The sequence below is a fragment of the Musicola paradisiaca NCPPB 2511 genome (assembly GCF_000400505.1).
In the GTDB taxonomy this organism is placed as follows: Bacteria; Pseudomonadota; Gammaproteobacteria; order Enterobacterales; family Enterobacteriaceae; genus Musicola; species Musicola paradisiaca.
On the sequence record NZ_CM001857.1, the window covers coordinates 3,480,646 to 3,494,858 of the forward strand.

Annotated in this window: 17 protein-coding genes; 6 read left to right on the forward strand and 11 right to left on the reverse strand. The window is 54.9% G+C overall.

Annotation, left to right across the window (positions count from 1 at the left end):
• Positions 1–17: 17 nt before the first annotated feature.
• From DPA2511_RS15465 to rppH, 8 genes are all read right to left on the reverse strand, one after another.
• Complete coding sequence (locus DPA2511_RS15465) at positions 18–389, reverse strand: prepilin-type N-terminal cleavage/methylation domain-containing protein (RefSeq protein WP_035049799.1); 372 nt, start codon at positions 387–389, stop codon at positions 18–20.
• 7 nt (positions 390–396) lie between these two features.
• A complete protein-coding gene (locus DPA2511_RS21930; RefSeq protein WP_015854687.1) occupies positions 397–846 on the reverse strand; it encodes a YgdB family protein in 450 nt (149 codons plus the stop codon).
• Entirely contained in the window at positions 836–1,423 is a 588-nt protein-coding gene (locus DPA2511_RS15475) for a prepilin peptidase-dependent protein (RefSeq protein ID WP_015854688.1), read from the reverse strand. Before DPA2511_RS15475 ends, DPA2511_RS21930 begins: the two co-directional genes overlap by 11 nt.
• The gene (locus tag DPA2511_RS15480; protein ID WP_015854689.1) at positions 1,417–1,908 is read right to left on the reverse strand and encodes a prepilin peptidase-dependent protein; all 492 of its coding nucleotides are present in this window, start codon (positions 1,906–1,908) and stop codon (positions 1,417–1,419) included. The genes DPA2511_RS15475 and DPA2511_RS15480 overlap by 7 nt, the downstream gene beginning before the upstream one ends.
• A gap of 249 nt (positions 1,909–2,157) precedes the next feature.
• The gene (thyA, locus tag DPA2511_RS15485; RefSeq protein ID WP_015854690.1) at positions 2,158–2,952 is read right to left on the reverse strand and encodes a thymidylate synthase; all 795 of its coding nucleotides are present in this window, start codon (positions 2,950–2,952) and stop codon (positions 2,158–2,160) included.
• A gap of 34 nt (positions 2,953–2,986) precedes the next feature.
• The gene (gene lgt, locus DPA2511_RS15490) at positions 2,987–3,850 is read right to left on the reverse strand and encodes a prolipoprotein diacylglyceryl transferase (protein ID WP_015854691.1); all 864 of its coding nucleotides are present in this window, start codon (positions 3,848–3,850) and stop codon (positions 2,987–2,989) included.
• Positions 3,851–4,007: 157 nt separating this feature from the next.
• Positions 4,008–6,254: a phosphoenolpyruvate--protein phosphotransferase gene (gene ptsP / locus DPA2511_RS15495; protein ID WP_015854692.1), complete on the reverse strand. Its 2,247-nt coding sequence runs from the start codon at positions 6,252–6,254 to the stop codon at positions 4,008–4,010.
• A gap of 11 nt (positions 6,255–6,265) precedes the next feature.
• On the reverse strand, positions 6,266–6,793 hold the full coding sequence (gene rppH / locus DPA2511_RS15500) for an RNA pyrophosphohydrolase (RefSeq protein WP_015854693.1): 528 nt from the start codon (positions 6,791–6,793) through the stop codon (positions 6,266–6,268).
• Between the two features lie 693 nt (positions 6,794–7,486).
• On the opposite strand from rppH, the gene mutH reads away from it, so the two are divergent.
• From mutH to DPA2511_RS15520, 4 genes are all read left to right on the forward strand, one after another.
• The gene (mutH, locus tag DPA2511_RS15505; RefSeq protein WP_015854694.1) at positions 7,487–8,173 is read left to right on the forward strand and encodes a DNA mismatch repair endonuclease MutH; all 687 of its coding nucleotides are present in this window, start codon (positions 7,487–7,489) and stop codon (positions 8,171–8,173) included.
• 79 nt (positions 8,174–8,252) lie between these two features.
• Positions 8,253–8,969, forward strand: a complete 717-nt coding sequence (locus DPA2511_RS15510; protein WP_015854695.1) for a TerC family protein — start codon at positions 8,253–8,255, stop codon at positions 8,967–8,969.
• A 151-nt stretch (positions 8,970–9,120) separates the two neighbouring features.
• Complete coding sequence (locus DPA2511_RS15515; protein WP_015854696.1) at positions 9,121–9,339, forward strand: YgdI/YgdR family lipoprotein; 219 nt, start codon at positions 9,121–9,123, stop codon at positions 9,337–9,339.
• A 130-nt stretch (positions 9,340–9,469) separates the two neighbouring features.
• Positions 9,470–10,510 (forward strand): NADP(H)-dependent aldo-keto reductase, encoded by a 1,041-nt coding sequence (locus DPA2511_RS15520; protein ID WP_015854697.1) that lies wholly within the window; start codon positions 9,470–9,472, stop codon positions 10,508–10,510.
• A 324-nt stretch (positions 10,511–10,834) separates the two neighbouring features.
• Here DPA2511_RS15520 and DPA2511_RS15525 read toward each other — a convergent pair whose 3' ends face one another.
• The 3 genes from DPA2511_RS15525 to trmB all read right to left on the reverse strand — a co-directional run bounded on the left by DPA2511_RS15525 (position 10,835) and on the right by trmB (position 12,692).
• Entirely contained in the window at positions 10,835–11,566 is a 732-nt protein-coding gene (locus DPA2511_RS15525) for a YggN family protein (RefSeq protein WP_015854698.1), read from the reverse strand.
• A gap of 62 nt (positions 11,567–11,628) precedes the next feature.
• The gene (locus tag DPA2511_RS15530) at positions 11,629–11,973 is read right to left on the reverse strand and encodes a YggL family protein (protein WP_015854699.1); all 345 of its coding nucleotides are present in this window, start codon (positions 11,971–11,973) and stop codon (positions 11,629–11,631) included.
• Positions 11,973–12,692, reverse strand: a complete 720-nt coding sequence (gene trmB / locus DPA2511_RS15535) for a tRNA (guanosine(46)-N7)-methyltransferase TrmB (protein ID WP_015854700.1) — start codon at positions 12,690–12,692, stop codon at positions 11,973–11,975. The genes DPA2511_RS15530 and trmB overlap by 1 nt, the downstream gene beginning before the upstream one ends.
• 160 nt (positions 12,693–12,852) lie before the next feature.
• Here trmB and mutY point away from each other — a divergent pair, with 160 nt between their 5' ends.
• Together mutY and DPA2511_RS15545 are read left to right on the forward strand one after the other, a co-directional pair.
• Positions 12,853–13,944 carry an A/G-specific adenine glycosylase gene (gene mutY / locus DPA2511_RS15540; protein ID WP_015854701.1) on the forward strand — a complete coding sequence of 364 codons (1,092 nt, stop codon included), beginning with the start codon at positions 12,853–12,855 and terminating at the stop codon, positions 13,942–13,944.
• The gene (locus DPA2511_RS15545) at positions 13,941–14,213 is read left to right on the forward strand and encodes an oxidative damage protection protein (RefSeq protein ID WP_015854702.1); all 273 of its coding nucleotides are present in this window, start codon (positions 13,941–13,943) and stop codon (positions 14,211–14,213) included. Before mutY ends, DPA2511_RS15545 begins: the two co-directional genes overlap by 4 nt.

Below are 14,213 nucleotides of genomic sequence, written 5' to 3' on the forward strand. Positions count from 1 at the left end.
AACTCCCGACCCTGCGGTCACTGTGGTGGTGTTTCCGTTTCCGGTGCCGCGACAGGCGGCGTTTCGCAAAACCAGCGCCCAAGTCTGGCCTGATAGTGATAAGGCGTCGCTACCGCGATCGTGATTTTACGACAGCCTGCCGAAACCCGTGTTTCGGCCTGCGTTACCGTCCAGCCGTCCGGCGCCTGCATCCGTGCATCAGCGCCGCCGGCCTCATAGACCTCCAGGTACTGATGGGCCAACCGCCAGGCCTGCCGTTGCAGCCGCAGATGCTGCCAGGACTGCTGGAGCACCTGATGATATTGCAATAACCCTGCCAGAGAAACCGCGAACAGCAACGCCGCCGCCAATGTTTCCAACAAGCTGAAACCTCGCTGCGCATGGGCCATCGACAGACTATTCCGCCGGCCCACAATTCTGCGCTCCCGCTACCGGACACACATCCAGCCAGCCGCCGGCGATCGGCTGTATGATCGGACGTTCGTTGACGAGCGCAGGCACGACCCGATAGTAAAACGCCGCCGGGCGCGCCACTCCGGTAACGAGACGTTCCCCTCGCAGCAACCCGATTCGCCCTCCTGCGTTCAAACGCAGGCAAGCCCGTAAAGCATCAACACCGGCGGACTGGCATTGCCATCCATCGTCATCAATACGCCATTCCAGCGTGAGCCCCCATTTCAGTGCGGAACTCGCCAGGTTAAAGTCCTCCAGCGCCCGTTGTTCATCCCGATCCTGCAGCATTTGCGCCTCCAACTGTCGTTGCAGCCCACTTAATATCAGCATCCCGATGACCAACATCAGCATCGCCATCAATACGGTGCTCCCTCGTTGCGGATTAGCCGGCATCGTTCCTCCCGGCAACCCAGCGGGTGACGTTGAGGCTTATCGCCGGGTGAGACGTCCAATGCCCTTCCAATGTCAGGAAATACAACCTCTGATGCTCGCCGGCCTGCCGTCGCACGACAAACCGGGTTAGCTTAATTTCGGCCGGATCCAGCAGTTTTTCCCAGCGGCTCCCCTGGCAGCCGGCACCGCCGGTTTGTACCTCAAGAGCGCCGTTGCGTAGACGGTAGCCATAATGTTCCGCATCGCCCCGTTCTCCCTGTTCCCACTGACCGTTGGCATTGATGTCATACGCCAGCGAAAAACATAACGCTTGCCCATCCTCCCCCGTATTCAGCGTCACGGGTAAGCCGCCGCACGCCCCTGCGCAAAAACCGGCTCTGCGAACATCCTTTTCTATGGTGAACAGCGCCTGACTAAGCGCCTGTTCCAGACGAAAATAACTCGCGCTGCTCTGAACCCGTGCGTGCAATACCGGCAATACGCCAGCGGCGGCCAGCGTGATCAGGCTGCCGAACCCCATAGCCAGCATCACTTCCGGCAAGGTAAAACCCCGCTGTTGTTTCATAACGTTCAGCATGCGGGAATCGCCAACAACGGGCCGGACTCGCCGCACAACCGCAAGCGGCCACGAACCGAAACAACCAGACGTACCCGGCCAGCGCCGTTGCCCAGCGTGATATGCCCGGACTGCGAGGTATTGCGGACACCATAGAACACCAACCGCTCGCTGGTTGTTTCCACTAGCGCGACTGTTTTCTCCGGGCGTGTGAATGTCCGGTTGCCGTCCGGCGGGCACTGCAATGGCGGTTCGCCGCTCCCCACACACCAACGTTCAGGCTGACGGAACAACCACAGGGCCTCGTTGCGGTTATGCCAGTAAGCGCTCATCTGTACCCCGGACATAAAATGCAACAGCTGACGCGCCTGCTGCTCCAGCGTTATCGCTTGCTGCTGCGCCAGCCATCCACGAACGCCGATGTTCAGGACCAGGGCGACGATGACCATCACCATCATCAACTCCACCAGGGTGAACCCCTGCTGCCATCCATGGTTTCTTTTCATGGCGTTATTGTAGACAGCTGGTGATGACAAAGAAGTTCGGTGATGGAGATCCCTGAAGCGCTTCGCAACCTATCGTTGCGGGGTGGAAAGGCATGCATAAAATTGCGAAACGCTTCGCAACCCGAAGCCAGCGGAAAATATCTCAGCGAAGAAAGAGGGATAAGTCGGGAAAAATCCTCCCCGGAAAATGGGGAGGAGGGAGAGAACGGACGAGTATGTGCCGCGCCTTATCGTCAGGCCGCGAAATGGTCAGATGGCAACCGGCGCCTTGATCGCCGGGTGCGGGTCGTAACCGTCAATGTCGAAATCATCGAACTGATAGTCAAACAGCGATTCGGGGCGGCGTTTGATGACCAGTTTCGGCAATGGACGCGGTTCACGCCCGAGTTGCAGGCGCGTCTGCTCCAGATGGTTGCTATACAGGTGCGTATCGCCGCCCGTCCAGACGAAATCACCCACATCCAGATCGCACTGTTGCGCCATCATGTGCACCAGCAACGCATAGCTGGCAATGTTGAACGGCAACCCCAGGAAAATATCGCAGGAACGCTGATAAAGCTGGCAGGACAGCTTGCCGTCCGCCACGTAGAACTGGAAAAACGCATGACAGGGCGCCAGCGCCATCTGATCCAGTTCGCCCACGTTCCAGGCGGAGACAATAATTCGGCGGGAGTCGGGGTCTTGCTTCAGTTGATGCAACACCGTCTGCAACTGGTCGATCTGACGTCCGTCCGCCGCGCCCCAGGCACGCCATTGTTTGCCGTAGACCGGGCCCAGGTTGCCGTTTTCATCCGCCCATTCATCCCAGATAGAGACCTTGTTATCGCGCAGATAACCGATGTTGGTGTCCCCATTCAGAAACCACAGCAGTTCATGGATGATGGAGCGTAAATGGCAGCGTTTGGTAGTCACCAGCGGAAAACCTTCCTGCAGATTGAACCGCATCTGATGACCAAAAATCGACAGCGTGCCGGTGCCGGTGCGATCATTCTTCGGCGTTCCCTCTTCCAGCACCTTCTTCATCAGATCCAAATACTGTTTCATACCACCTCACCTACTTTATTTTGTTATGCGCTATTTATTGCCGTACCGGCTGACGGCGATAGGCCCAGAGCATCATCAGCAAACCGATCAACACCATCGGCACCGACAGTATCTGCCCCATGCTGATGCCGCTGAACAGCCCCAGTTGGGCGTCCGGTTGACGGAAGAATTCGATAATAATGCGGAAAATGCCATATCCAACCAGAAACAGCCCGGATACGCTGCCCATCGGACGCGATTTGCGGATGAATACATTCAGGACGATGAACAACACAACCCCTTCCAGCAGCATTTCATACAGTTGTGACGGGTGACGGGGCAACATGCCGTACTGGGCGAAAATCGGTTGCCATTCCGGATGGGACGCCGCCAGCGCCATGTCTTCGCCGCGCGCGCCAGGAAACAACATCGCCCAAGGCGTGTCCGTGGAGACGCGCCCCCACAATTCGCCGTTGATAAAATTCCCCAGACGCCCGGCGCCCAGGCCGAATGGGATTAACGGCGCGATGAAATCGGAAACCTGGAAAAAGGTTCGGCGGGTGCGATGAGCGAACCAGGCCATCACGGTAATCACGCCCACCAATCCGCCGTGGAAGGACATCCCGCCATCCCACACCCGGAACAAATACAATGGATTATCAAGGAACAGAGGAAGTGCGTAGAACAGAACATATCCCAGACGTCCGCCGACAAATACCCCCAAAAAACCGAAATACAGCAGATTTTCCACTTCATCTTTCGTCCAGCCGCTGCCCGGTTTGTTAGCCCGCCGCACCGCTAGCCACATGGCGAAGACAAAACCGACCAGATACATCAGCCCATACCAATGCAGGGCAGCCGGCCCTATCGAAAAAATCACCGGATCAAACTGGGGAAACACCAAATAGCTCGTCGTCATCGATCACCACATTCGTTATTTTGTCACTGATTTCAGGGCGATTTACCCACTAAGCGCAGAGTCATACCCGCCGCGGTTCGCGGCTGCGCATGATACCACACAGCAGGCTACATGATGACGACAGCAGGAAAAGAACTGTAAACAAATATCGACAGGTTTAGCGGCCGCCGCGGATCAAACCGCCCAGACCACGTTCCTCAATAAAGATGGATACCCATTGACGCACTTCGCTGGCAGTTTGCGCATTCAGCACCTTGAGTGCCAGTTGCTGCGCCTCATGCTGACCGATGCGCCGCAGCAGATATTTGATGCGGGCCACGCTGCGACCGTTCATGCTGAGCGTCCGATAACCGAGGCCAATCAGCAGCAAAGCCCCCATGGGTTCCCCCGCCAGTTCGCCGCATACGGATACCGACAGCCCATGCTGCCGGCAAAGCGTCACCACCATGTTTAACGCCTGTAAAACAGCAGGATGCAAACTGTCGTACAAAGACCCCACATGCGGATTATTGCGATCCACCGCCAGCAAATACTGCGTGAGGTCGTTCGTTCCCACGGAGACGAAATCGATGCGGGAAGCCAAATGCGGCAACATAAACAGCACCGAAGGCACTTCAATCATGATCCCGATGCGCGGCCGTGGCTGCGGAACCCCAAGCATCTCTTCGACTTCCCGCGCGGCACGGTCGATCAGCCGCCGGGCTTCGTCTATCTCATCCATGCAGTTGATCATCGGCAACAGGATACTCAGATTGCCGACCTGAGCATTGGCGCGCAGCATCGCCCGCACCTGGATCATGAAGATCTCCGGCTGATCGAGCGTAACGCGGATGCCACGCCACCCCAGGCAGGGGTTTTCTTCGCTGATGGAAAGATAAGGCAACTGCTTATCCGCGCCGATATCCAGCGTGCGCAGCATCACAGGACGGGAAGGATACAGCCGCAGCATCGCCTCATACTGGGCGACCTGTTCTTCTTCAGAAGGAAAGCCGTTTTGCAGCATGAAAGGGATTTCCGTGCGATACAACCCCACGCCATCCACCAAATTGATAAAGCGCTTTTCATGCTCGGAGCTCAAACCGGCATTCAGCATCACCTCGACCCGTTCGCCGCTTTTCAGTTCCGCCGGGCATGAAACATTGTCCTCCGCCAGCCGGGTCAACTCATTCTCTTCACTGAGTAAACGCTGATACTCTTGCACCAGCACGGGTTCCGGATCCACCAACAGTTCGCCGCGATAACCATCCAGAATCAGCAACCGCTGATGCAACAAGTCAGGCTGAATATCCGCCCCCATCAGGGTGGGAATGCCCATGGCACGCACGATAATGGCGGCATGGGAATTAGCGGCGCCATCGTAGGCGACAACACCGGCCAGACGATCATGCGGCACCTCAGCCAACAGCGTAGCCGTAAGTTCATCAGCCACCAGAATGAATCGTTCCGGCCATTGAGCGCTATTTTGTGCATTATCGCCAAGATGGAAAAGCAACCGCTGCCCCAACGCCCGCAAGTCGCCGGCCCGTTCCCGCAGGTAGGTATCCTGCAAACTGGCGAACTGGGCGGCAAACCGCTCGATCACGACTTTTACCGCCCATTCCGCGACACTGCCGGTATCAATCTCCTGCAGCAACTCGCGTTTCAGCCGCGCATCATTCAACAGATGAATGTAGAAATCGAAGATAGCGGCGCTTTCTTTCTGCGCACTGGCGCTGAAACGCTTGCTAAAACGCCGAAATTCAACGCCCGCCTCGCCAATCGCCGCCAGTAGCCGGGCTCGTTCCCGATCGCTGTCCAGACTGGAGGCGGGAAAGACCAGTTCCAAAGAGGGTTGACTGCGATCCTGCCAGCCGGTGGCAATCGCTACGCCGGGCGCAGCAGGCAGCGCCTTGATGCGCGTCTGACGATATTGCCCAAACAGGGCTTTCATCTGTGATTGCGACAGGGTGGCGGCCATCTGGGTCGCCAGCGTCACCATGAAGGATTCTTCGTTTTTATCGAACTGACGGTGCTCACGCTGTTGCACCACCAGCACGCCCAACAACTGGCGTCGGTGGATAATCGGCACGCCGAGAAATGAACGGAAATGCTGCTCGCGCACGGCAGGAATGAACTTGAAACTGGGATGACGTTGAGCATCCGCTAGATTGATGGGCTCAGCGCGTTCCCCCACCAGCCCCACGATCCCCTGGCCAAACGCCAGGGTAATGGTGCGTCCGCGCGGTTTCTTCAGCCCGCGCGTCGCCATCAGGTAATAACACTGACGATCATGATCCGCCAGATAGATGGAACAGACTTCCGTATCCATCGCCAGGCAAATCTCGTTCACCAGAATCTCCAGCGCATCGCTCAGCCTGGCTGTTGCCGCAACCTTTTCAATGATTTCTCGCAGTCGCGTGAGCATGATGTGCCGAGCTATCCTCTTTTTCGTCGCGGGCCTGATGACATCCGGGCAGCCGTATTCTCCTGTAGCTGTATCACTGAGGTGACGAACTCCTTCATCACCTTCCGGTAAACATCACGCTTGAAAGACACCACCTGACGCACCGGGTACCAATAACTGACCCAGCGCCACCCATCGAACTCCGGCGTACCGCTGCTCTGCATATTGATGTCTGATTCGTTACACATTAACTGTAGCAGAAACCATTTTTGCTTCTGGCCGATACACACCGGTTTTGTATCCCAACGCACCAAACGTTTTGGCAATTTATAGCGCAGCCAGCTTCGGGTTGAAGCCAGAATACGAACATCCTTTTTCCGCAGCCCCACTTCTTCGAACAGTTCGCGGTACATAGCCTGTTCCGCGCTTTCTCCGGGATTAATCCCTCCCTGGGGAAACTGCCAGGAGTGCTGGCCATAACGACGGGCCCACAATACCTGACCCTGCCGATTACAAATTACGATACCAACATTCGGGCGGTAGCCATCATCATCGATCACCGGACTACCTCGATAAACTGAAAATGCAAGATGACTTGATTGTTTCACACTCCCGCAAAACGGTAAACTCCCGCTTCACATTGGGTTCTTTCTAATAAAATGACGTTAACCCACAGATAAAATCGAAGTTATAAACACGCTCAGGTAATCAGCGGCAGTTTATTCACTTTTTCTGTGGACATCTTTGTGCAGAACGTCATGAAAAAGTGAGTAAAACTCATCGCACACCACACAGCCCAAAAATGGACTAGAGAAAATAGTTATATTTTTTCAAACAATTAAACTACTTTTCCCCATATCACGCCTCTATACACAACAGCCTTGAACAGGATCTTTCTCAGAGTGGCGAAAGATCGCTCTACCTCAACTTTATCCACAAGTCAGTTGCGCAAACGAGCCAAAAAATCAACGAAACCAGCAAAAAAGCGTGACGTCAAGGCTGTAAATGGAAACAGTGCTCTCAAATTATCCCGGTTATCCCAAAAAACTGTGGATAACATGGTGTAAAATCCTGTTCATTCCCGGTGTCTTATCATGAACAACATGCCGGGCAAAAATCTTTCTCTCGCAACAAGAGAAGAAAAAAACCAGCATAATCATGCTATTATTATTTTTTTCATCGAGAATTAATAGGATCAGGGTTATCCCCGCCCGATACTGTTCCTTTTTTAATCACATCATGGCCCGGCATACATGAATATTCCAATGATCCACAATGACTCACCGCACAGCGAGCAGGCGTTGGCGCAACGCGCGCAAGCGCTGGCAGGCTACACGCTGGGGGAACTGGCGCGCATCGCACAATTACCGATCCCGCCGGATCTGCGCAGAGATAAGGGGTGGACGGGGATCTTGCTGGAGCGTTTTCTCGGCGCCAGCGCCGGCAGTAAACCGGAACAGGATTTCCCCGATATCGGCGTGGAGTTGAAAACCATCCCCGTGGACAGCGAAGGAAAACCGCTGGAAACCACGTTCGTGTGCGTAGCGCCGCTAACCGGCAACAGCGGCGTAACCTGGGAGAACAGCCATGTCCGCCACAAACTCGCGCGAGTGTTATGGATCCCGGTAGAAGGCGCCCGTTCAATTCCGCTGTCGCAACGCCATGTCGGTACGCCGCTTCTCTGGAGCCCCAGTCAGAAAGAAGAAGAGCAACTCCGTCAGGATTGGGAAGAACTGATGGATCTGATCGTATTAGGGAAAGTGGAAAGCATTACCGCGAGACACGGAGAGGTATTGCAATTGCGCCCCAAGGCCGCCAACAGCCGCATACTGACTGAAGCCATCGGCGAGCACGGCCAACCGATCATGACGCTGCCACGCGGTTTTTACCTGAAAAAAACCTTTACCGCGCCGTTACTAGCCCGCCACTTTCTGCTTTAATGCCCAACATCGGTTTTTTACCCGTATCCCCGGTTATGTATAATCGGCGTTTACTCTTCGTTTAAGGTACATGGATAGCATGTTCGCTTGGATCGTTGATCCCAACGCCTGGTTGGCGCTAGGGACTCTTACCATTCTGGAAATCGTTCTCGGCATCGACAACATCATCTTTCTGTCACTGGTTGTCGCCAAACTCCCTAAAGCGCAACAAAACAAAGCGCGACGTCTTGGGCTGTTGGGCGCCATGCTGATGCGTCTGGCGCTGCTGGCGTCGATTGCCTGGGTGATCAGGTTAACCAATCCGTTATTCACACTCTTTGGGCAGGATATTTCACTGCGGGATATGATTCTGTTTTTCGGTGGCCTATTCCTGATTTGGAAAGCCAGCCGTGAAATCCACGAAACCATAGAAGGCGGTACCGAAGAACATACCTCCCAGGTGCATTCATTCTTCGGCGCTATCCTGCAAATCATGCTGCTGGATATTATCTTCAGCCTGGATTCCGTCATCACCGCCGTTGGCCTGTCCGATCATCTGTTTATCATGATGGCGGCAGTGGTCATCGCTGTGGGTGTCATGATGTTTTCCGCCCGCCCGATCGGCGAATTCGTCGAGCGCCACCCGTCGGTAAAAATGCTGGCCTTGTCTTTTCTGATCCTGGTGGGCTTTACCCTGATTCTGGAAAGCGTCGGCATCCACGTACCGAAAGGCTACATCTACTTTGCCATGTTCTTCTCCATGTCGGTGGAAACACTCAATCTGCTGCGTGGGAAAAAATCAAAAGAAACAGTGTAATGGCTATCGGGGAACGGCTTTTAACCGTTTCCCGACATTTTTTACCTGTTCTACCGGATTTTGGCTTAAATCTTAATTCCTACTCGCAAAGGCTCTGCTAGACTGGCTCGCGTTTGTCAATTTTTTTGCGTGTACGATAGGTAGAACGCCCATGACTTCCCGATTCAGACTCTACTCCGCCTTTATATTGGCAACCCTGCTTACAGGCTGTTCCAGCCATTACGTCATCGCCACCAAAGAGGGGCAGATGCTATTGACCCAAGGGAAACCCGTGATCGATCCCGCGACAGGAATGCTCAGTTATACTGATGAAGAGGGTGTCAGGCATCAGATCAACACCAACAGCGTCTCTCAGGTGATGGAACGTTAAATGACGACGTCATAATGGCAGTCCCCCCACCGTATAAATACGCTTCCCCCCTTGCAATCGCTTGGTTATAGTCGGAAAAGAGGTGCGCGAGCGACCGCACCAGCCATCCCATGATAAAAAGGAAGCTGGCATGCAATATCACCGTATTCCACACAGCAGTTTAGAAGTCAGCGTATTGGGTCTGGGCACCATGACCTTTGGTGAACAAAATAGTGAAGCAGAAGCCCACGCCCAGTTGGATCACGCCGTTGCCGCTGGGGTCAACCTGATTGATACCGCAGAGATGTATCCCGTTGCGCCCCGTGCGGAAACTCAGGGGCTGACCGAAAGCTATATCGGCTCCTGGCTGAAGAGCCGTGGCGGGCGCGAGAAACTGATCATCGCCACCAAAGTCTCCGGCCCTTCGCGCGGTTCCGATAACAGTATCCGCCCCCAGCAAGCCCTTGATCGCAAAAACATTCGTGCCGCACTGGAAGATAGCCTGAAACGGTTGAATACCGACTATGTCGACCTCTATCAATTGCACTGGCCACAACGCCAGACCAACTGTTTCGGGAAATTGAGCTACCAGTACACCAGCGAAAAACCCGCAGTTACGCTGCTGGAAACACTGGAAGCATTGAATGAACAGGTTCGCGCCGGGAAAATCCGCTATATCGGTGTTTCCAATGAAACGCCATGGGGCGTGATGCGCTATCTGCAATTGGCGGAGAAACACGACTTACCGCGCATCGTTTCCATCCAGAATCCTTACAGCTTGCTCAATCGCGGCTTTGAAGTCGGTCTGGCGGAGATCAGCCAGCACGAGGGCGTCGAACTGTTGGCCTATTCCGGCCTGGCATTCGGCACACTGACCGGGAAATACCTCAATGGCGCCAAACCGGCCGGTGCGCGCAACACACTGTTCAGCCGTTTTGTGCGCTACTCGGCGCCGCATACCCAACAGGCGATTGCCGAGTATGTCGCGCTGGCCCGGCAACACGGATTGGATCCGGCCCAGATGGCGCTTGCGTTTATCCGTCGTCAACCGTTTGTTGCCAGTACGCTGCTAGGCGCTACGTCGATCGCACAATTGCAAACCAACCTGGACAGTCTGCATTTAACACTGAGCGATGATGTCATCACCGGGATCGAAGATATTCACCGCCGTTTCACCATCCCAGCACCTTAAGAGCCAGGCAAAAAATCCCCGCGGCAAACCTGATGCAGCGGGGATCTCCACACACAGAGTATCCCATTCAGTATGTCGATATGGTGCAACACCGCCCTAATCCAGTACACCGCACATACACTTGTCATCCACGTTGTCCACCTCGGTAGGAGAGCTCGCACGGGAGTACGTTTACGTCGCAACCGCCCAAGATAGAACGCCAGAATATCGCCAAAAATGAATGAAGATAAATCGGTGGTCAAATAGTAGAAATTCATAAAAAACAACGCCCTGATGATCACTCATCAGGGCGCCGACTATCAGAAACATGTTTCCGTTCTTACATTAACTACTGGTTGGCGATGCCTTAATCGACTGGAGCAACGTTTTGCGCTGATTTTCCAGCGAAGTAACGCGGTTGCACACCTCATGGCCGAAACGTTGAAAATCCGCTTCCTGATTATTCCATTCAGATTTGAGAGCGCCCTGTAACCCCCCCATATTTCCCATCAACGCCTGCAACGGATTACCGCCACTGCTCAACTGCCTGGATCCCATTTCATTGAGGCTATCCTGCAACACGCCGCCCAGACTCTGCTGCACAATCTGCCGCCCGTCCTGTTCCACCTGTTTAATGGCGCGATGATGGAACACCAGACCGTCGCTGCGGTGCTCGATGATGCGGTTCATCTGCTGCTTGAGTTGACTATCCAGCGATGTCAAACGACTGCGGACATTACTGCCACTGCCCAGCTGCTGCACGATAACCTGATCCAACGCCTGACGTGCTTTTTCCAAATGCGCGCGCGCGCCTTCATCAATCCATGGCAGTTGCTGGCGCAGATCGGCCTGATAAGCTCTGGCCTGCTGGCGTTGAACATCACTGAGCTTAAGCGGCGTACCGTTACGAACGACGTCGCCCTGCGGGGAAAGTTGCAGATCGCCGCTCACGCCGGCCACTTTCACGCTCTGCGATGTGATGATGATGTCATCCTGCGGCTGAACATTACACTGGTACTCCGCCTGTGCCTGCCAGGCCAGCAACATCAATGCTCCCAGGGTCATTCTACGCAACATAGTCCCTCCTGATAAAACCGCACCGGCCGATAATCGGCTTCGGCGCATCGCCCCAGCAGGTATCAGCACAGGCTGGCTGGCAGATCCCACCAGATATCAAACAGTTCACTCACCGTCACATCCTGCAGTTGGCGATCTTCCAGCCAGCCGCGTACCAAGCTCCGGTGCTCGTCGGTGCAGTTACCGAGCTTCTGCTGACACACCAGACCTTCCCACTGCAAGTAGCCGCTGCCTTCAAACGCCAGTCCGTTGGGTTCGATCACCTCCGTCACCAGTAAATCCAGCACGCGATCAATATCTTCAACCAGCGTACCCTCGGCAAAACGAAAATTGACCGAAAAACCCAGTTCCTGAAACTCATCAATATGCAGTTTCTTACGTAAACGACGACTCCGATTCTTAGCCATTATTGTTTCCTCTCAAACATCAGATCCCAGACACCATGCCCCAGTCGCTGACCGCGGGCCTCAAATTTGGTTAACGGCCGGGACGTCGGTCGCGGCACATAATCATTGTTAGTCGATAGATTGCGATAACCTTCGACAGCATTCATCACTTCGAGCATATGTTGCGCGTAAGGTTCCCAATCCGTCGCCATATGGAACACGCCGCCGACCGCCAGTTTGCGCAACACCACCTCGACAAAGGGAACCTGAACGATACGGCGTTTGTTATGTCGGGCTTTGTGCCAGGGATCCGGAAAGAACAATTGCACCATCGCAAGCGAGCCGTCGGGGATCATATCCTCCAACACTTCCACGGCGTCATGGCACATTACCCGCAGATTAGCGAGCCCGGCTTCCTGCGCTGATGCGAGGCAGGCGCCGACGCCGGGCAGATGCACTTCAATACCCAGAAAATTCTGCTCCGGGTGCTGTTGCGCCATCGCCGCCAGCGATGCTCCCATACCGAATCCAATCTCCAGCACTACCGGCGCTTCACGGCCAAACAGATCGCCAAAATTCAGCGCCGCCTTCTGATACTCCACGCCCATCACCGGCCAGTAGTTATCCAGCGCCAGTTGCTGACCTTTAGTCAGACGCCCCTGGCGACGCACGAAACTGCGAACCTTGCGCAACGGGCGTCCTTGTTCATCAAATTCCGGAGAAATGACGTTGTTGATCATAGTGCTCTATATAAGTCCGATAGGAGTGGGAAAACGCGCATTATGCAAGGATATGGGTGTTTATCAAGTAGACGGCAGCGGAAAGTTCCGGTTTACAGTACATTAACTCTGTGCTGGAATCGCTGTCACATTTGTTACCTGCCGGATGATGACACCCCCTATGATGCAAGCGCAACAGTTCGCGCAACAGGTGCTGGAGTGGTACGAACGCTGCGGCCGCAAAACCCTGCCTTGGCAGATCGAAAAAACCCCCTATAAGGTCTGGTTGTCCGAAGTCATGCTACAGCAGACGCAGGTAGCTACCGTCATCCCTTATTTCCTGCGCTTCATGGCGCGTTTCCCAACGGTTTCCGACCTCGCCGCAGCCCCCCTGGATGAAGTCTTGCACCTGTGGACCGGCCTGGGTTACTACGCGCGTGCACGCAATCTGCACAAGGCGGCCGGTATCATCGTCGAGCGCCATGACGGCGAGTTTCCGACTCACTTTGAAGAGATCGCCGCACTGCCCGGCGTGGGCCGATCCACTGCGGGCGCCGTGCTGTCGCTGGCATTGGAACAGCACTACCCGATTCTCGACGGTAACGTAAAACGGGTGCTGGCACGCTGCTATGCCGTCGCGGGCTGGCCGGGCAAAAAAGAGGTGGAGCAGCGGTTATGGTCGCTAAGCGAATCCGTCACCCCGGCGCAAGGGGTGGAAAAATTCAATCAGGCCATGATGGATCTCGGCGCGATGGTCTGTACCCGCAGCCGCCCTAAATGCGAGCTCTGCCCGCTCAGCAACGGCTGTCTCGCTTACGGAAATCAAAGCTGGGCCCACTATCCCGGTAAAAAGCCCAAACAGATCCTGCCGGAGAAAACCGCCTGGTTCCTGTTGGCCCAGCAGGGCCAGACCGTCTGGCTGGAGCAGCGGCCGGCAGTGGGTCTCTGGGGCGGCCTGTTCTGTTTCCCTCAGTTCAGCGTTAAAGAAGAATTAGAGCAATGGCTTGAACAACGCCGGCTCAACGTATCCGGACTGCGCCAAGGCATTGCCTTTCGTCATACATTCAGCCACTTTCACCTGGATATCGTGCCGATGTGGCTGAATATCGCCGACAGCGGTTGCTGCATGGATGAAGGCACCGGTCTCTGGTATAACTTAGCGCACCCGCCGTCCGTAGGGCTTGCCGCCCCGGTGGAGCGGTTGCTACGCCAGTTGGCCCAGCCACAGTCCCTGTTTGCCGATGACTGCGCACAAGATGAGGAACACGCATGAGCAGAACCATTTTCTGTACTTTTTTACAACGCGAAGCCGAGGGTCTGGACTTCCAGCTTTATCCCGGTGAACTGGGCAAACGCATCTACAGCGACATCTCGAAAGAAGCCTGGTCGCAATGGCAGACCAAGCAAACCATGCTGATCAACGAGAAAAAACTCAACATGATGCATGTGGAGCACCGCAAACTGCTGGAACAGGAGATGATCAACTTTCTGTTCGAAGGCAAGGATGTGCACATTGATGGGTATACGCCTCCGCAACCATGA